Annotated in this window: 17 protein-coding genes and 2 pseudogenes; all 19 read right to left on the reverse strand. The window is 32.6% G+C overall.

Annotated features, from left to right (window positions below):
• Positions 1-69: 69 nt before the first annotated feature.
• Positions 70-747 carry a response regulator transcription factor gene (locus tag CSGHG_RS09880; protein WP_010294585.1) on the reverse strand — a complete coding sequence of 226 codons (678 nt, stop codon included), beginning with the start codon at positions 745-747 and terminating at the stop codon, positions 70-72.
• 591 nt (positions 748-1,338) lie between these two features.
• Positions 1,339-2,073 carry a hypothetical protein gene (locus CSGHG_RS09885; RefSeq protein ID WP_010294587.1) on the reverse strand — a complete coding sequence of 245 codons (735 nt, stop codon included), beginning with the start codon at positions 2,071-2,073 and terminating at the stop codon, positions 1,339-1,341.
• Between the two features lie 6 nt (positions 2,074-2,079).
• Positions 2,080-4,314, reverse strand: coding sequence for a gluzincin family metallopeptidase (locus tag CSGHG_RS09890; protein ID WP_010294589.1), 2,235 nt, complete (start codon positions 4,312-4,314; stop codon positions 2,080-2,082).
• Entirely contained in the window at positions 4,315-5,193 is an 879-nt protein-coding gene (locus CSGHG_RS09895) for an ATP-binding cassette domain-containing protein (RefSeq protein ID WP_010294591.1), read from the reverse strand.
• Positions 5,194-5,769: 576 nt separating this feature from the next.
• Positions 5,770-8,316: an ABC transporter permease gene (locus tag CSGHG_RS09900; RefSeq protein WP_010294595.1), complete on the reverse strand. Its 2,547-nt coding sequence runs from the start codon at positions 8,314-8,316 to the stop codon at positions 5,770-5,772.
• Positions 8,313-9,002, reverse strand: a complete 690-nt coding sequence (locus CSGHG_RS09905) for an ABC transporter ATP-binding protein (protein WP_010294597.1) — start codon at positions 9,000-9,002, stop codon at positions 8,313-8,315. Before CSGHG_RS09905 ends, CSGHG_RS09900 begins: the two co-directional genes overlap by 4 nt.
• A gap of 82 nt (positions 9,003-9,084) precedes the next feature.
• Positions 9,085-10,072: pseudogene (locus tag CSGHG_RS20450) on the reverse strand (sensor histidine kinase).
• Positions 10,059-10,745, reverse strand: a complete 687-nt coding sequence (locus CSGHG_RS09915) for a response regulator transcription factor (protein WP_010294599.1) — start codon at positions 10,743-10,745, stop codon at positions 10,059-10,061. Before CSGHG_RS09915 ends, CSGHG_RS20450 begins: the two are co-directional and overlap by 14 nt.
• Entirely contained in the window at positions 10,742-10,936 is a 195-nt protein-coding gene (locus tag CSGHG_RS09920) for a hypothetical protein (protein WP_010294600.1), read from the reverse strand. Before CSGHG_RS09920 ends, CSGHG_RS09915 begins: the two co-directional genes overlap by 4 nt.
• Before the next feature lie 306 nt (positions 10,937-11,242).
• Positions 11,243-12,076, reverse strand: a complete 834-nt coding sequence (locus tag CSGHG_RS09925; protein WP_010294603.1) for an undecaprenyl-diphosphate phosphatase — start codon at positions 12,074-12,076, stop codon at positions 11,243-11,245.
• Positions 12,076-12,825 (reverse strand): ABC transporter permease, encoded by a 750-nt coding sequence (locus CSGHG_RS09930; RefSeq protein WP_010294605.1) that lies wholly within the window; start codon positions 12,823-12,825, stop codon positions 12,076-12,078. Before CSGHG_RS09930 ends, CSGHG_RS09925 begins: the two co-directional genes overlap by 1 nt.
• Positions 12,818-13,735, reverse strand: a complete 918-nt coding sequence (locus CSGHG_RS09935) for an ABC transporter ATP-binding protein (RefSeq protein ID WP_010294607.1) — start codon at positions 13,733-13,735, stop codon at positions 12,818-12,820. The genes CSGHG_RS09930 and CSGHG_RS09935 overlap by 8 nt, the downstream gene beginning before the upstream one ends.
• A 154-nt stretch (positions 13,736-13,889) precedes the next feature.
• Positions 13,890-14,504 (reverse strand): helix-turn-helix domain-containing protein, encoded by a 615-nt coding sequence (locus CSGHG_RS09940; protein ID WP_010294612.1) that lies wholly within the window; start codon positions 14,502-14,504, stop codon positions 13,890-13,892.
• Positions 14,505-14,522: 18 nt separating this feature from the next.
• A pseudogene (locus tag CSGHG_RS23595) lies at positions 14,523-14,785 on the reverse strand (transposase).
• 342 nt (positions 14,786-15,127) lie between these two features.
• Positions 15,128-16,126 (reverse strand): GNAT family N-acetyltransferase, encoded by a 999-nt coding sequence (locus CSGHG_RS22680; RefSeq protein WP_010294619.1) that lies wholly within the window; start codon positions 16,124-16,126, stop codon positions 15,128-15,130.
• 177 nt (positions 16,127-16,303) lie between these two features.
• Positions 16,304-16,408, reverse strand: coding sequence for a cysteine-rich KTR domain-containing protein (locus tag CSGHG_RS25080; RefSeq protein ID WP_412766365.1), 105 nt, complete (start codon positions 16,406-16,408; stop codon positions 16,304-16,306).
• A 51-nt stretch (positions 16,409-16,459) separates the two neighbouring features.
• Entirely contained in the window at positions 16,460-17,716 is a 1,257-nt protein-coding gene (locus CSGHG_RS09955; RefSeq protein WP_010294623.1) for an erythromycin esterase family protein, read from the reverse strand.
• Between the two features lie 101 nt (positions 17,717-17,817).
• Positions 17,818-17,916 carry a cysteine-rich KTR domain-containing protein gene (locus tag CSGHG_RS24650; protein WP_081496310.1) on the reverse strand — a complete coding sequence of 33 codons (99 nt, stop codon included), beginning with the start codon at positions 17,914-17,916 and terminating at the stop codon, positions 17,818-17,820.
• A 227-nt stretch (positions 17,917-18,143) separates the two neighbouring features.
• Positions 18,144-18,707 (reverse strand): HD domain-containing protein, encoded by a 564-nt coding sequence (locus tag CSGHG_RS09960; protein ID WP_010294625.1) that lies wholly within the window; start codon positions 18,705-18,707, stop codon positions 18,144-18,146.
• Positions 18,708-19,164 lie beyond the last annotated feature (457 nt).

Consider the following 19,164-nt stretch of genomic DNA (forward strand, 5'->3'; position numbering starts at 1 on the left):
GGATGATGAAAATTACAAGAAACATTGAAATGACTAAGAAGATCCCTATTATAAAAAAATACTTATCCATCACATTACCGACCAAGTATAACCAATGCCGTATACTGTTTTAATATATACAGGTGAAGAAGGTGTGTCTTCTAATTTATCACGTAATCTCTTAACTGCAACTGACAGAGCATTTTCATCTACATATACAGCATCATCCGTCCATACGGCATCCACCAATTGCGCCCTTGTAAGAGTATGTCCTCTATTTTCAAGTAAAATACGTAATAATTTTTGTTCAGTTTTGCTCAATTCAATGGAAATGTTATTTTTTAAAAACTCCATTCTTGTAAAAGAGAATTGAAATTCATTAATTGATATTGAATCAACAATAACAGGTGCATTACTTCGAAGTCTAGCACCTACCCTTGCCCTTAGAATCATCAAACTAAAAGGCTTGGTTATATAATCGTCTGCTCCTAACTCAAGACCTGTAACCACATCTATTTCCAAATCATTTGCAGTAAGAATTATTACTGGAACAGCAGAGTCCCTTCTTAACTCTTTTAAGAAATTCAATCCATTTCCATCAGGCAAGTTGATGTCAAGAATGATAAGATCAAAAGTATTGTTTTCAGTTTCTCGCCACGCAGAATGCAAATCCTGTACTTGTACAAATGTAAATTCACTGTCTTTTAAAGCGAGCGCTATCCCGTTCGCTAAGGACAAATCATCTTCAATAATTAATATTCGTTTCATTTATGGTTGTCTCCCTTAACTAATTCTCATTAGGTTTTCCCTATTACTATTGTATAAAAATGTAATTTCATATTTTATAAAAATTCAATACTAAATTTAATTTTCTTATCATTTAAAAATTTTCTTCTTAGTATTGTAATAAACCTATCATCATTAAACTATGTCTTTATTGATTTTAAATTCAAAGTTTATTTACATTTATTCTACAATCTTTTACATATTCCTCTAACTTAATTTTTAGATTTCATTTTAATTACACAAACTCCAACACTTTTATAAAAGATATATAGAAGATATGAATTTTTTATTAAGCTTGTATATAATAAACTTCTAAATTCTTTTTTAATAGCTTAAAAATTACCTTTCTACACTTTCTATATTTTAATCTTCAAATAGAAAACGACGGTTTTGATTGTTATTTCAAAACCGTCGCATGGCCCTATTTGGGCCACAAAACGTCATCTGCCACAACTGCAGTTTTTCATTACTGTAAGACAGCACTCCTTTGTAATTTACATTACTTCTGTATGATTGATTCTGTATTCTCAATACAAAAATTAGCTTTTGCCTTAATAGACTTATACTAATTTTTTAAGATTTTCTAGAAAGCTTCTTAAATGAAGCTACATATAAAACTATTCCTACTAGAATAAATAGCAACCTACTCATTATAAAACTTAAAGATAAACTAAAAACAGGTTCACCGAGACTATCAACGGGTAAAACTGTAGGCATATAAGTCACATACCCTTTGGCAAAAATATCAATAAAAGGTGTGCTATTAAAACTTATCAATGACAAAATCAAAACAATTGGAATCCAAGCATAAAGCAAAGTTTGGCTTTTGCTACCTAAAAACATACTCGTTCCAAAAATAAACACAAAAGTGGGAAGTAGTATTATTAAGCTCGGCAATAAAAAGTTTAGAAAATTAACAAAATTAAAAGTTGTCTTGTAAAATACCAAACTTATTAAAATACAAAATACAGCAATAATTAAGTAAGAAATAAACAGAGCTAAACTTTTTGTAGCCAAATACTTTTTCTGTGGTAAAGATGTACATGAAGTAATTTCTCTTACTCTTTGTTCATTTCTAGAAAAAAGCCCTGTACAAGAAAGCATTAGAACTAATAACATAATCGTATTTATGTCACACAAAAACTTGCAATAACTCCACTTAGAAAAAGGTGCCGTACCAGAAACACCTTGTATTATTTCTGTATAGAGGTTAATTACTGAAAAGAAAAGTGCAATTATGAAAGTTATCATAAACATTTTCGAAAAAATTATTCTTTTCAATTCGTATTTAAGAATCTTTATATTCATTGAAAGCTACCTCCTTGTAACACCAGTAATATTTAAAAACTCAGAAAAAGATAGTTTTTTATCTTTTTTATCATAATATTCTTTGTATATTTCTTTCATGGAATTAAAGTAATTGTCTTCACCAATTTGATTATAAACATTGTAAACTGTGAGTGGCCCCAAAGCATAACATTTATTGCCTCTTAAAAATAATGAGACGTTGTACTTTGGAATCATCGATAATTTGTTCATGTATTCAGGATTTCTTTGATAAAAATTTCGATTTAATTCATTTGCTCCTTCTTTCCATTTTTTCAGCATTAAATTTTCTGCATAATCTTTTCCAAACTTGTTTTTTAAGAATAAATAAGTGCTAAAATCCGCAAAAGCTTCATTGGACCATTCATCGTGATTTTTATCTATTTGATTATCGCTGTTTTCGTTAGATACATCTATTCCACCGCCCCACCATTGATGAGCAATTTCATGCGTCAACACAGCAAAAGTGTCAGAAGAAGAGGCTTGCGATGAATCCAGATTGGATTTTTTTGTTAAACAATCTTCGAAAATACAAGAAATGTTTCCTGCTTGAACTCCACCTCCGCCATGTACTCCTGATGTTACAACTACTTTAAGACTCTCTCTGTCTAGCTGCCCAAATTTTTCTGAAAAGAACGAGAATATATCAAGCGTGTCACTTCCCTTGGATTCAAATTCTTTGCTCGCAGCCAATGGATAGAAAAACTCCACATTTGTACCACTTACATTTCTTTCAAGTATTCCATATCGTCCAGCTGTCAAAGATAAGTCACTTAGTTTATCACAAGAAAAACTCCAAACAGTAAAACCATCGTGTTCAGAAATTTTGCGATTTTTATCTCCTTGAGTTATGACTGTAAATTTTGAGTCTATTTTTATTGTCCCTTCAATAATCCTATCATTTTGCTTTACACAAACAACTGGAGCAATCATAGTGCGCCTTAGATTTACATAATTTTTGCTAATTCCTGCGGAAAAATCTGCATTTACATTTAAGGCTTTCGGTGTACCAGAATACCTTATACTTAGTTTAGCTTTAGTGTTTTTAGGAATGCTTGCTTCAAAAACGTTGTTACGTTTTGCGCTATCTAAAATTTTAGATGAAACCTGTGTGTAGTTTATGTCTACGTTGTCTAACTTAATCTCATTAATGTGGTAGCCGTCTGCTAATTCAAAATATATGTTTTGAGACTTATCAGTGCTGTTTTGCAGTTCTTGAAAATAAGCCCCTGTAGCATAATTTTTGTTTTTTTCTATCTTAAGATCTACAAATATATTTGAAGTTCCTATGACATTAGTGCTTACAGGCGTGTCTTCGCTACCACCACTAATCACTGCTGACATTAAATCCCCAAGCGAAACTGCTTTAAAAATTGGTTCATTTTGAAAAACAAAAAATGCTCCAAAACTAGAAATCAAAAAGCAAATCAGTAATATTTTATATTTTTTACAGTTTTTTAAGAGAGATTTCAATACTCCTTTTTCATAACATCTATCGCACAACATTCCAAATAAAAATATTGACATAGCTACCGATAACCCAAACAGCCTATTCCAGAACATTCCTAAAACGGTATTCCCGTTTCCGAAATTTTCAGAAAGTCCATTAGCACCTGTCTGAACCCACATATATTGATAATCAATAATTCCTGCAAAAAAACTAAAGAGCACTGTTAAAAACATAATAATGCAGGTTATATTAATTTTCCTAAATATAAGATAAAATCCTGCAGTAATAAGAGTTGCCAACACAATCGAACCAAAAATTATTAAGGAGTAATTGATCAAGAAATAACTAAAATTGTTTAGACTACCCATGTTAAATATATAGTGAGGGATCATAATTATCATTGAACCCACTGTTGAAATAAGACCTGCACATATTAAGCCTGTAATTTTGGTTAAATTTATCTTTATAGAACTTGATATTGGTTCAATTATATAATTGACTCTAAACCTACGTATTTTGTCAAACTCAAAAACTGTTAGCGCAGTAAACGCAAGAGTTGAAAGCACTGCCCCTGCCTTTGCCGGAAAAAGTATCGTTTGAGATAAAAGAGTAGAGCTATTTATTCCAAATATCAAACTGCTAATATCTTCGTTAATGTACGGCGAAATCAGTGCACAAATCAAAGGAAAAGCTGACGTCAACAAGATTATTATTTGAGTAAATCTGGACTTTAGAATCCTCTTTGTTTCATAGGCAAAAAATGTATTCCTCATTTAATGGACACCCCCATTGTGTATGACATATGTATATGCATCTTCGAGGGTAGGCTCTATCAGTGGAATAGAGCTTTCTATTTTTTTGCCGATAACACGACAAGAGACGCCATTACCTGTAAATAATTTGGATGTGACTTTGTACTTACCCCCAATTCTTTTTTCTAGAGCCTCGTTATCTTTTTCCTCAATAAAACCAACATGTCCGTGTACAGTTTTTATTAAATCCGGCGAAGTTCCGTCAAATAAAATCATACCGTTATTAATTATTATAATTCTATTGCAAATGGCTTGTATATCATCGATGATATGAGTAGAAAGTAGCACTATTTTGTCATTTGCAGTCTGTGAAAATATATTTCTGAATTTAATTCTTTCCTCTGGGTCAAGCCCAACTGTAGGTTCATCTAAAATGATAAGCTCAGGATTTCCAAGTAATACTTGTGCTATACCAACACGTTGCCTCTGACCTCCTGAAAGAGTTTTAATTTTTAAATTTCTTTTTTCCTGCAAATTAGTCTGTTCAATAGCTTGTTCGATAATACCTTTCACGTTGTTTTTAATTTCTTTTAATGCACACATGTAATCCAAAAACTCATAAACGGTTAATTCGTCATATAAACCAAAGCTTTGCGGCAAATAACCCAAATGCTTTTTGAGTTCTTTTTCGTGTTTTTGGATTGAATTACCGTCAATAATTATTTCGCCAGCTGTCGGTATTATCTTCGATACCAATAGTTTCATAAAGGTACTTTTTCCAGCACCATTTGGACCCAAAAGTCCTATAAAACTCGGGCTGTTCACTTCCAAACTAATGTTACTTAGTGCCTTTTTCCCTGTTTTGTATTTCATACTCACGTTTTTGATACTGATTTCCATAAATACTTTTGCACTCCTTTTTTAGTATATTTTTATTAACTGTAAACTTAGACTTTTATATAATTATTCAATATAGGTTTTGAATCAAGCTATGTCGGACCGTCCACACCACCGATGTTGTGAAACAATATGGATTTGCTGTAGACCTTACATGAATTTTCAATTTTTCAACATTCCATTATGTAAATTTCCTTTCTCATGGTTTATCTATATATTAGAATCTTCAACTTACATCTGTGTGACTTTCAGGTGAGAGATTCGTCACTTTGGCAAAGGAATGGAAAATATCACAACGACTACTGGAGGTTATTAACAATTTATTTTGCTAATACCCCTCTGAGTTTCTAATTTTGAAAAAGGAAAACGGCGGTTTTGATTGTTATTTCAAAACCACCGCATAGCCCTATTTGGGCCACAAAACGTCATCTGCCACAACTGCGGTTTTTCATTACCACAGTTACGCACTAATTTACTTTATTTGTGTAGTATAAATTCTATGTTTTTAGATATAAAGTGTATTTTGAGAAAATCGTTAACAACTTGAATAGATGTTTTTTATTAAATTAATATATGTTATCAAGACATATCATCTCGAAGTGCATCAATAATATTTTCCTTTTTTATCTTATTAATGGTATATAGCATTGTAATAAACACGATGAATAAAACACCAAACACACTTATTCCAATGCTTACCCATGGAACCACAAAATCGATATCGTCTGTTACCATTACTTTATGAATTAGCCATGAAGTAATCATAGCTATAGGAAGTCCAAAGAGTAACGCTCTCACTCCATAAAAGATACACTCAAAATTCATCATCTTCTGAAAATCATGCTCAGACATTCCCACAGATCGAAGCATAGCAAGCTCTCGACGGCGCAACTTAATATTTGTGGAAATTGTGTTGAACACATTTGCCACCGTAATTAGTGATATCATACTGATAAAAGTATACGCAAACACATTAGCAATGAAGATATAATTGCGATTATCATCCATTAATCCATACATATTATATAGATTATACTGGGATGTAACCCCCTCACTCATGATGATTTTTTCCATTTCTGCAACTGACTGAGTAGGATTCTTTGATTTAAAGCTCATACTTTTTATTCCTGTAGAAATATCAGAAGATGCAAATTCATTTTTCATCGAATAAGGAGCCAACACCATAAAGGAAGTTTGCTTAATCTCTGAACTTATATCGCTTGGGGGGCAATCAGGTGGTACAATTTTGACAAATGTAATATCAACGTTTTGCCCCTCTATCATCTTTGACTTGTCCTTAATTTCAGGAATTAAAGTAACATTAGTAGAAGAACTCTTGAAGATATCAATAGTATCATCCACCCCCTCAATCATAGAAACAGCAATCATTTTTGCATTTTCCCCAGTATATTTTTCTGTAGGTAAACCTAGATCTTTGATAATATTCAGGTAAGTACTGTCATCAAGAAACTGCATATCTACTGGTAGATTCGCCGTTTCATACTGAGAATACGAACCTTTATAGTTCAAGTAATCCTTTGTAAGCTCACTTGTTTTAACAATGGATGAATAGGTTATACATTCTTGATATAATCCTTCATAAACACCATTAGCAGTTTTAAACTTATCGTAGAGCTGTAGCATTTCGCTATCCTTCATGTTCTGTGTGGAAAAAATGATATCATGTTCAGTAAACTCTAACGTCTGATTTGACATTTGTTTCAGATCAACTACCAAAACACTTGTAGATATAAACAACACTATACTTAAAATAAGTGATAGTACTATGCTGCGATAGCGTTTTTTATTTCTTTTAAAGTTTTTCAATGCAAGGGTTCCTTCCAAACCACAAATGCGTTGTATGAGATTTGATGTTTTAACAGCTTTAGATTCAATTTTCACCTCATTTGTTTGTCGAATACATTCCATTACTGGTGTGCTAGAAGCTTTTCTTGCTGGAATGTAGGCTGAAATCAAAATGGTAACCATACTTACCACTGCTGCAACAATTATTGCAGTTGTAGACAACGTCAAAGTCAAAGGGATGTTGAGATAGAGAACACTTGTAAATTTTTTAGCAACAACGGAAATTACAACACCAATACTGCCTATACCAACAATAACTCCAATGGGGATGCCAATTACGCCAATGCAAAGTCCTTCAAACAGCACCAAATTTCGTAGTTGTTTTTCTGTAGCTCCAACAGATGAAAGAATTCCAAACTGCTGCATACGTTCGTTCAATGACATATTAAACGAATTATAGATTAGAAAAATTGAGCCTAGCATAATAATTGCCAACACAATACCACCAACAGAATACATAAATATATTTAATAAGTTATTGTCGGAAATGCCTATAAAGCGCAACACATTATCATTCAAAACATAAGTATGATCTTTAATACTACTTATGTATGAATGAACTTTATGGGGATTTTTTAATGTTATAAACATACTGAAGCTATCCGTCTTGACTTGTTCATCTACTTTGGTTATCAAGGTGTATCCCGGTGCTGAAGACTCCTCAAAGACAGGTCTTCTGCAGATACCTACAACTTTATAATTTCTCTCATCTTGTGTCACAAGATTTTCACTTCCGTCGGTATATGGGTCACTCTGATTAAGCTTGTCTTTTCCACTCATACGACTTCCCACTGCCAATGAAAGAGTATCACCTACTGCAAATTTAACTCCTCCATCTGTTGAAACTTTCCCCGAAACAAGAATTTCTCCACTATTTTCAGGTAATCTCCCTGAAGCCAGAGTTATGGGTAAAGTATCAAAAGCTTCTTCGCTGAATCCAGCTATAAAAAGATATGGTTTTTCAGGATTTTTGCCACCATCAAGTGCTACATATCCAATATTTTTAAATGTTGCGGTATTTGCAACTTCATCATTATCTATCTGTTTCTGTACAAAAGAAGAATTAACGTCTAAGAACGCTACGTGCCAATCACCATATTTCGATATGGCACCATTTTTCATATAGTTTAGCAAAGTAACACCAAAGGTAATGACTGCCGTTATCATAGCAGCAGATAGAATAACTCCTATAATAGTTACAAGTGTTCTTGTTCTACTCTTTTTCAGTCCTTGCAATGCAACTTTATTGAAAATGTTCATGAACGAGTCACCTGTCTCTCATCACGTACTACTTTTCCATCTGCTATGCAGATGATTCGATCTGCTTGCAGCGCAATATTTTCATCATGTGTGACAATGATAAGGGTCTGGTGATATTTGTTATGGCTTTCTTTCAGTAAATGGATAATATCCTGTCCATTTTTACTGTCTAAGCTACCAGTAGGTTCATCAGCAAGCATAACTGCTGGTGCATTCATCAATGCACGTCCAATGGCAACACGTTGTTGCTGACCTCCAGAAAGTTGGTTTGGTAAATGGGCTCTTCGTTCTTTTAAGCCAAGTAAATCTAGCAGGTCATTTAGTCTTTCATCATTAACCTTACGCTTATCCATAAGTATAGGCAGAGTAATATTTTCCACTACATTTAGCGTTGGTATCAAATTATGAAACTGATAAATCAATCCAACCTGACGCCTGCGGAAAATAGCAAGTTTTTCATTGCTCTGTCCATATACATCTTGTCCTTCTAAATATACCTTTCCACTTGTTGGTACATCCACTCCCGCGATGGCATGTAGAAGTGTAGATTTACCAGAACCAGAGGAACCGATAATTGCTGTAAATTCTCCTTTTTTAATAGTAAGTGAAACATGATCAAGGGCGGTAACCTGGTTTTCACCCTTGCCATAGACTTTGCATAAATTTTCAATCTTTAAAAATTCCATTATGTGAGTCTCCTTTCTAATGGTTTACCTATATAATAGAATCTTCAACTTACATCTATGTGACTTTCAAGTGAGAGATTCGTCACTTTGGGAAACGAATGGAAAATATTGCACCACCCTGACGGTGATTTTTTGCAGTAATTGTCCCGCCCTGCCGTGTTATAATCATCTTACAAAGAGCCAATCCAATTCCGTATCCTGTAGCATTTGGGTTTTTTCCACGATAAAATCTGTCAAACAAACATGGTAAATCTTCTTTTTCAAATCCCCTACCACTGTCGTGAATAGCAATCTCAGTAAACAGTGAATTGTCAGTACATATAATCTCAATTTTTCCATTTTCGCCTGCGCTTTCCATACAATTTTTCAGGATATTTTGAATTGCTTCTGAAAGCCAGCCTGAATCACCCTGAATAACCACACCTTTAGATACATTTATTTGCAAATCAATATGGTGCAGTTCCATTGGTATTAGCAAAGGGCGAGCGGCAGCGCATATCAAATTATTTACATCTATCTTTTCACATTGAAACACTACAATACCTGCGTCTAAACGAGATAATTTTAATAGGGAAGTGATAAGCCAATCCATACGTACAAGCAATTCCTCTGTTTCCCTAATTAATGCTCTCCTTTCATTTTCCTCGGGGTTATTCGTAAGCAATGACAAAATAAGATTCACAGATGTGAGAGGAGTACGAAGTTGATGGGCTATGTCAGCTAGCGAATCGGCAAGATGTTTTTTTCTTTTTTAGTGCATCATTTTGTTCCCTAATACGCATCGTCATTTTTGTTATCTCACTTTGTAAGATAGAAAGTTCACCTTCATCCGATTCACTAATATACAGATGGTCATCATTATGAAGCACACGATCGATTTGATCTGAAATTTGTGAAATACTTTTATATCGATCTTTGGTAAATACAAAAAACGCTGTTCCAAATGCAATAACAGAAACAATTGTAAGTATTCCTGCTTCTTTATTTATTACAAATCCCAGCGTCACATTGATGGCAGCTATTAATGAGAATAAAATGGTAAACTGTCTAAATTCTCTATTCCGAAGCATGTTCGCCCCCCAATCTATACCCCATTCCTCGAACGGTTAAAATTATTTGCGGTTTTGCTGGATCATTCTCTATCTTTTCTCGCAAACGTTTAATGTACACAGTTAGTGTATTATCATTGACAAACTCTCCTGCAGCATCCCACAATTCGTCAAGTAACTTACCTCTGGTTATAATACTTTTAGAATTACTAATAAACACCAGCAATAATCGGTATTCTAATGCTGAAAGAAAAACCTCTTTACCATTTTTTTTAACAATACCACTTGCCGTATCCACATGAAGCCCAAGAATCTCAAAATCCGTTCCAGAACGCCCACTTTTTCGCAGGGCCGTTCCAATTCGCGCAATCAATTCACGTGGACGAAAAGGTTTGGTGATATAGTCGTCTGCACCCATATTCAGCCCAGTAACAACACTTGCTTCATCGCCAGAAGCTGTAAGAAAGATAACGGGAACATCTTCTGTTTCTTTGATTTCCGTGCAAACCGTAAAACCATTTCCATCTGGCAAAGAAATATCAATTAACGCCAAATCAAATTTATTCTCAGTAATGGTTACAAGTGCTTCACTACGAGTAGAGGCATGAATTACTGCAAATCCCTCAGAACGAAGTAAAAGCATAAGGTTTTTAGCGATTGCTTTATCGTCTTCAACCAAAAATATCTTTTTCATTCATTTTCACCAGCCTTTACTTTATTACCTCTATATCGTTCATCAACTGGTTTTTCAGCATCAATTGGAATAAGCCATGTATTTCCTATTTTTTTAGCCCCATTAATACGTATATTAGAGCAATAGTACTCTACCATACTGTCTGTAATCCCCCAATTTTCTCCTACTTCTTTTGTCGTTATATACTCCACCCATAACACCTCCATAATTTCATTATATTTCTTTTTACAAAAACATACAACTTCAGTTATAAACTAACATAAAGACTACCAACACTTGATTTTTACTTTAGTTATAGACTTGAAGATTAATATAAAAAACTTAAAAAAATAATCAATGTAATAAAAAATACTCTTATCAATGTCATCTAATTTTATGATTAATTTAAGTATGGTGTTCATATTGAGATTAAAGGATAAAAAAGCACACTGATCTGATAATATTTCAGATTAATGTGCTTTTTTATTTTATTAATGTGGTGAAATTATGCTTACACCCTACATTATAGCAAAGTAAATTAACACCACTATTCCAAGTACAATTCGATACCATCCAAATACTTTAAAATCATGTTTTTTGATAAAGCTCATTAAGAATTTAATTACAAAGATGGACACTATAAACGCCACCAACATACCAATAATAAGAATAGCTAGTTCTATATTTGTAAAGTCAAATCCAAATTTCAACAACTTTAAAGTGCTAGCCCCAAGCATGGTAGGTACGGCAAGAAAGAAGGTAAACTCCGCTGCAGCTACTCGTGATACCCCTATTAACAAAGCACCTATAATCGTTGCTCCGGAACGAGAAGTACCAGGAATTAATGATAACACTTGAAACAACCCAATCATAAACGCTGTCCTATAGCTTATTTTTGCAAGTGTTGCCGTAGTAGCTATACGCTTTTTGTTCCAGTTTTCAATAATAATAAATAATACCCCATAAAAAATTAACATTATTGCAATTACGATTGGGGTTTGAAGATGTGCATCTAAGAAGTCATCAAATAAAACCCCAATGATAGCTGATGGTATACAAGCTACTGCAACCTTAAACCACACATAGATGATATCCTTTTTGATAATGGATTGTGATTTATTTTCAAATTGAAAGGGAAACATCTTTTTCCAAAACATAACAACTACAGCAAGGATTGCTCCAAACTGAATGACAACAAAAAACATTTCCTTGAAGGCTTCACTCATATTAAGAGTAATAAACTCATCTACAAGGAGCATATGTCCTGTACTACTGATAGGTAGCCATTCCGTAATCCCCTCCACTATACCAAGAAATATAACTTTTAAAATTTCAATAAAATTAAGCATCATTATTTCAAATCCTCCTTTTTGAAGTAGTTAAATGTCAATAAAAATCCAACTATAGATACAAAAGCAATAATTGTTATTCCTAAAGTAATTGAATAACCTGTGCTTTGTAATTTGCCCTTTATCAGAAAAAAAGTAGCTGTCCATGGGTATAATGCTCCAAAATCTTGATTTGAAAGCGCCGCACTCCCCATAACGATAACTGCTGAAGCAATTACAGGTGCAACAAATCCTTTTGTTTTTAGAGCGATATAAGCAAAGGGAGAAACTGTTAAATACATAAGAATACTAGCAACTAAATACTTAAAAAGCCACTCAATAGAAATAAGTAAATTATATCCTACCATGTCAAATATAGAATTATATATTCCTGATAAAATCAGAATACCTGCCCAAGTTACAAAGTTAAGTATAACAATCAAAAAAAACAGGGTGATAAACTTTCCCAGCAATAATTTTGTTCTTGAAATTGGTATTGGTAAAATTATTTTTAATGTATTTTCTATATACTCACGACTAAACAAATAGGCGGTAATTACCACATAAATCATCATATTACTTAGTAACATCATATACAGCAAACCGTTATCATAAACGTTAGTCAGTGTTATAACACGCTCTGGGTGCTGAAAGTGTGTTTGCAATGATTCTATAAACATCATAAATGGCGTGGACATAGCGCCTAGAATACTGATAAGCACCATTTTTGAATTTTTTAACTTTAGTAATTCACAGTAAATAAGACTACGCAATATTGCCACCTCCAATCAATTCAGAAAAATACTCCTCCAAATTTTCCTTTTTTACATTTATATTTGTTACTAATAATCCATTTTCTACAAAAGTTTTGTTAATTTGCCCAGAACTATGAGTGAAGTCATAAACTTTTATTGTATTGCCTTTTATCAAGTAATCTTTAATTTGATAGTGCTTTTCTAATATCTTTGCAGCTGTTGTCCCGTCAGACAGATTAAATTCAATATACCTACGATTACGCTTGTGAAGTTCTTCCATGTTGACTTCCTCTATCAATTTACCCTCATGCATGACACCAATAGTATCTGCAAGCTGTTCAATCTCATTTAAAACATGGCTTGAAATAACAATGGTAGTATTCCTACTGTGACTTAACTCAATCAGTAATGAACGAATTTGAGAAATCCCAATAGGATCAAGTCCATTTATTGGTTCGTCTAGAATTAATAATTCAGGTTTATGCATAATTGCTGCAGCAATGCCAAGCCTCTGTTTCATTCCTAATGAATAGTCAGCAAACACTTTCCTTGTTTCCTTTTCTAATCCAACAATCTGAAGCGCCTCTTGTATTGAATCTTTAGAAAGCTGTCCTCTCAATTTGGCAAGAATTTGTAAATTTTCATATCCTGTCAAATTATTATAAAAACCTGGTGTTTCAATAATTGATCCTATTTTTCCATAAAGTGTGGGAGTGTTTTTTTTATAATCTGTTCCAAACAATCGAATTTCTCCTCCTGTCGGATAAACAAGCTGTAACATCATCTTCATTGCTGTAGTTTTCCCTGCTCCATTTCTGCCAAGCAAACCATAGATTTTTCCCTTTGGTACATGAAGATTGATGTTATCAACAACGGTAGCACTTCCATATATTTTTGTAAGGTTTTTTGTTTCAATAATAGTTTCCATATCATCGATCCCTTCTGCTATTTTTTATTTTGTGTTTAACATAATTTTATTGTGTGGCTTTATGTCCTAAAAACCAAGAAACCTATCGTCACAATAGAAAAAAAGCTCTGACACTTTTCGTGTCAGAGCCTATTTTCAAAGGTTTATAGTTTTTTTACTTTGTTTCATACTGCTTCAATAATACAAATATTTTTATCGTAAAAATCAAAAATAAAAATGTTGTAACATATGGTTCTTTTGCCATAGAAAAAAAACAGATTGCTGCAATGCTTAGTGCGACAGAACATTTTGTTATGTATATGCACAATAACTCTTTATCAAGTCTGATAAAGATAAGTTTAGCGATACCAATACTAATCAAAGCGATAAATATACTCCAATAGATTGCAAGATTTATTGATGTAGTTTCTGTAAATGAAAGTAGGTTCACTGAGTAGATATAGTTTTCAACAGTTTTTCCATATAACGGGAAAATAATAAACATAATCGCCATTAAATCTAGTACAGCACCAATCATATTATAAACTTTTTGCATATTAGAACTATTTTCTGTTTCCGCAAGACTAATAAGTTCCTCACCAGATAACAATTCATCTATAGAAACAGAAAATAGTTTAGATATACATTTTAGCGATTCAATGTTGGGGTAACCTTTTCCACTTTCCCATTTTGAAATTGCTGCCCTTGATACATATAATTGCTTTGCAAGTTGTTCCTGTGTTAAATTTCTCTGTGCTCTAAGTCGTTGTAACTTTTCATTAAATTCCAAAATAAACCTCCTTCTCTTTTAATATGCTATATCTTCTTGTATTTGATTTTTTATATATTCTTTTATTACCTTTTGCTTCTTCAAACTGTATCAACATAATATACCTTACACCAAAATTGTCTATTTTCATATATGTACTTTTAATTGACATGTCTATGAAATATCATCAAACTATAATTTCTACTCCTTTATGTTCACATAACTTTCTTAATATAGTTCCTATATCTACTTTAATTTTACCGTATATTATCTTTCTTAATATACTTTGGTGCAAAAAATATATGATGTTTGCAACTCTATTTTACATAATGTTGCAAGTTCTATTTTCCCACTCAGCTGAAGGAAAATAGATGACTTGCAGGCATACTTTATCTTAAACAATTAGGAGGATACATCTTCTTCGACATTCAGCCATCCTTTTAGATTCTAAGCCATGTTCTTAGAGTAAGGTTTCAAGTTCTCTTATTATTGCTTTGATTATGACTATATTAATTATCCTCCTTTTGTTTTCTTATGACATTTATCGGTAAAGATTATTTATGTTAGACTCCTTTAAAAGATTATTCTCTCTTGGAAACAGGAGAATAGGACAGTGATGCATAATCATTTATATCAGATTCACTTTATAGCTTTTTCTTTAAAAAATACTGTACTATACCATTAGGATAATCATCAAGTTTTCCGAAAATTTCATAACCACATGCTTGATAAAACTCTGGTGCTTGATAGCTAAGACTACAGGTGTGAGATAAAATACAACCATTTTCTTTTGCTATTTTCTCTGCTTTTGATATAAGCTTTTTCCCTAATCCCTTTCCTCTATAGTCTTTATCTATCCACATTATTTCGATATAAATACAAAAATTAAATGTATCACACAATATAGCACCAATAGTTTTCTCACCATCTTTTAAATATATATTTATGTCAATAGCTGGTTTTTTCAATAACCCATTAGTTCCCTTAGTATTATGCTCAAAAATTCCTTTTAAAACTACATCTAAATCTTCTTTAGTATGGGTGTTAGTCATAGAGATACCTTCAGTTAACTTATCGTTAAAAGCAAGCCCACCCTTTTCATAACTACGAGAATTTAATTTATCCTTCAACTGCTCTATAAGATTATCAATATTCCAACTAAATACATCAACAAGTACCTCTTTTCCTTTTACAGTTTGTATAACTTGTTTAACTACTTCCCCTCCAAGATACTTATAGAATTTACTTGACTCACTCTCGTGAAAATTATTGATTATTAACTTGTTTACCCCATAATCTTCAAATTCAACTATAATAGTTCTTATTAATTTTAACCCCAATGCCATTCCACGATATTCTTTTTTTACATACAAATAATTTAATTCAACACCATGTTCTGCATCTTCTTTCTTAGCTAAACTCCCACCTACATATCCTAAAAATTTATCTCCATCAAAAGCACCGTATATACGTCTAATATCCTGGCACCTCTTATCGTTTATCCAATTTGATACAAAGGTAAGCTCCTTTTCTATTTTCATGGAATCATAAGGAATAATTCCCGCAAAGTCATCATTCCAACAGTTATAATTTAATTCTACAGCAATTAGCAATTCTTCGTGTGTCAACTCACGTATTATCATTCTTTTCCTCCCTTTATCCACTTCTAGAAGCATTAGCGAACTGTATTAAAGTAGCAATCACTATCAAAGATTAATTGACTAATCCATATATAACAGAAAGAGCCGATGAGATGAGATTTTCAATACTCAAACTATCGACTCTGTGTCTTTATGTCTGTCTTTTTAATTATATACTTATTAAAGTTTCCTGCTTACATTTGGATAATATAATAAAAATTTATCTAATGTTGTATTTTCACAAATTTTAATCCTTGTTTTATTTCCCCATATAGAACAGATTATCTAATGTTTGTTATCAAATTATTATACCTTTTTATATTTAGGAAATATCATTTATTGAATTAGCGTTGTTGGATGAACTTTTTTGAAAACCACCATTCCGTTAAACGTATCGCTTGGAACAATATTTGTTGTATAAAATGATTTTAAAAGTTTTTGCCAACCTGAAATTCCTACATTTAACGTAGTAAGCTTTTGTTGTCCATTCAAAAGTTTTTGCCAATGTACATCATCAATTACTTTTGAGAAGTCAATATAGTAAAAATCACTCTCCATTTTGTCAAGCAGACTATTAAGTTCATTTCGATTCTTAACTTCCATAATACTAAAATCCCCATTACTGCCTTGTGAATTGAATTCCGTATCTTCCGCATCTGTTCCAATAGCGCAATAATCTTCTCCTAAGTTCTTAGTCAGTAATTCACCCAAGCAAGTATAGCCAGAAGCTGAAGTTTTACCTATATGACCATTATGCCCGTTAATAAATATTACACTACCATCCCCATGTTGTAAAAACCAATTCACTTTTTCAAACATATACTTATCTCGCAAAGCATTATAGTCGGCATTATTACTTAATACTGTTTCGCTACATTCATATATTGTATTCGCACTTTCTCTTGCAAAATCAAAAGCAGTTTGTCCAGAAATAGCTACAATATCTGTTTCAGAATCATCCATCTCTTTCAATAGCTCTAAAACATCCGCCTTAGAATTATTCAAAATCTCTGTACTTAAATCCAATCTTGCTTCATCAGTTAATTGCGAAAAGGCTGTTTTATATTTTTCACTTAATGTAGGTGCAGCCATATCCAATACGGAAAACAAGTATTCTTTATTGTTATCATATCTCTGTATATCCATTCCATAAAAGTGCAAGTCTTTTCCATCTTGGGCAGTTTCATTATAGGAACGCATCCACTCTACCAAGCTAGCCATTTCATGTGTGCGATAAATATTAAATCCAATTTCTCCAACAACATCTTCAGCAGTTCCTTCTCCCCCATGAATATAAGAATCTACCTTTAACGCTCCTCCAAAGTCACCTTCAATAATGAATGTTCTACTCTCATTGTTTTTGACTAATGCTTTGAATACTTCTGCTTTCATCTGATGGTATTCTTTTGCACCGTGGCTTGCTTCTCCAAGTCCTACAACCTGTACATTTTTTGATACAGCAAAAGTGCTGATATCTGTTTGTAAGTCGCTTAAGTTCACTGGTGCTGTAGCTGTTCTATTTCCACACCCTGTAAATATAGTAATGCTTAATGCCACTATTGTAACAATATTTAAAAAACTTTTTTTATTCATTATTTAATTCCTTTCATAGCTATTGTTATTTTACTGTTAAAATCTACATAATACAAAGAGCGGATAACCACATTTATTACTGTGTATTATAGGTTCTTCGTCTATGCGTCTGTCTCTTTGATAATGGAAATATTGATTTGTTTAACAGAAATTAATGTTTCCCGTTTACATTTAGAATAGTGTAACAGAAAAAATGTGATTGATTTTTAAATTAAACCTATTCATGTTCTTTATTGCGTTTCTTTTCAATTCTTTACTAACCATTCATGTTGAATATGTACATGTCCCTATTATTAATATCAATAATCGTACGGAGTTCTACTTCTTTTTTCTTCCTTATGCAAAATACTTGCTATCGCTTCTTCTTTTGTTACAAACAGCCGCTGCCTCCATAAATATCAGTAAACCTAATATTTATAGCAAAGTTTTAATTTTCTTCATCAATTTTTTTCATGGTATCTTCACGAACAGCTTGTCTTAAGGATTTCAAATAATCAGAGAATGCAACCTTATCATCTGCGTAAGTTAGATTGAGTTCAAATTCTTTCGGAATCCAAGTAGACAAGTCAGACACATTGTGCTGAATCAATGCTTCAAGTCCATCAATGGCTTTATAAATCTGTGCTTCAGCTGTTTTACGCTCTGCCATTTCCTCATAAAGTTCTCGCATTTCTACTGCATATTTCTCTGGCAAGGAATTAACCCAACTATACAGTAGCTTTTCTTCGTTCAGTTCGTGGTCTAGGTTTTTTTCAAAAGTAGGAATATCTCCAGTAAAACATTCTCCCAAGTCATGAATAATGCACATTCTAATAACCTTATCCATATCAACCTCAGGGAACTCATCTCTCATAAAGAAAGCCATCAAAGTCATCATCCAACTATGTTCTGCAACACTCTCGTGTCTTCCTTTTGCAGTATAGCAATGGCGTGTTGTATCTTTCAGCTTTTCGGCTACCAATAATGCATCCAATAATTTTCTTGCTTTCATATTCATTCCCCCTACAAATTCAAGGTAGTATCAAGTCTGACATACCTGTTTCTTATTTGAAATTTCACATTTTCAAAGGTTATGTCATTTTTCAAAATAAAAACAATGCCCCCCCTATTTTCGTTTATAATTAAATCAACACAAAGCAAATATCTACGAAAAAAGGTCATTGTTATGGTTTCAATTACATTTTATTTGCTATCTATTACTCAATGCCAATATAAAAAAAATCTATTTACTTTTAAATTTTATTGAATTCATGCCAAGTTATAAAGAGTTTTCAAGTTTCACCTCATACTAATTTACGCAATATCTGCCATTATCAATGATTTTCATAGTCTCTTTCACATAGACATTCCTCCAGCCAATATAGAAGAAATAACTGTGTTTTAGTCGACATCACCGTTTTTAAGTGCATATTCATATAACAAGTCAGTTAAACTTTCAAAATCATTAG

Origin of the sequence: Clostridium senegalense JC122, from assembly GCF_000285575.1 — a bacterium.
Taxonomy (GTDB): domain Bacteria; phylum Bacillota; class Clostridia; order Clostridiales; family Clostridiaceae; genus Clostridium_J; species Clostridium_J senegalense.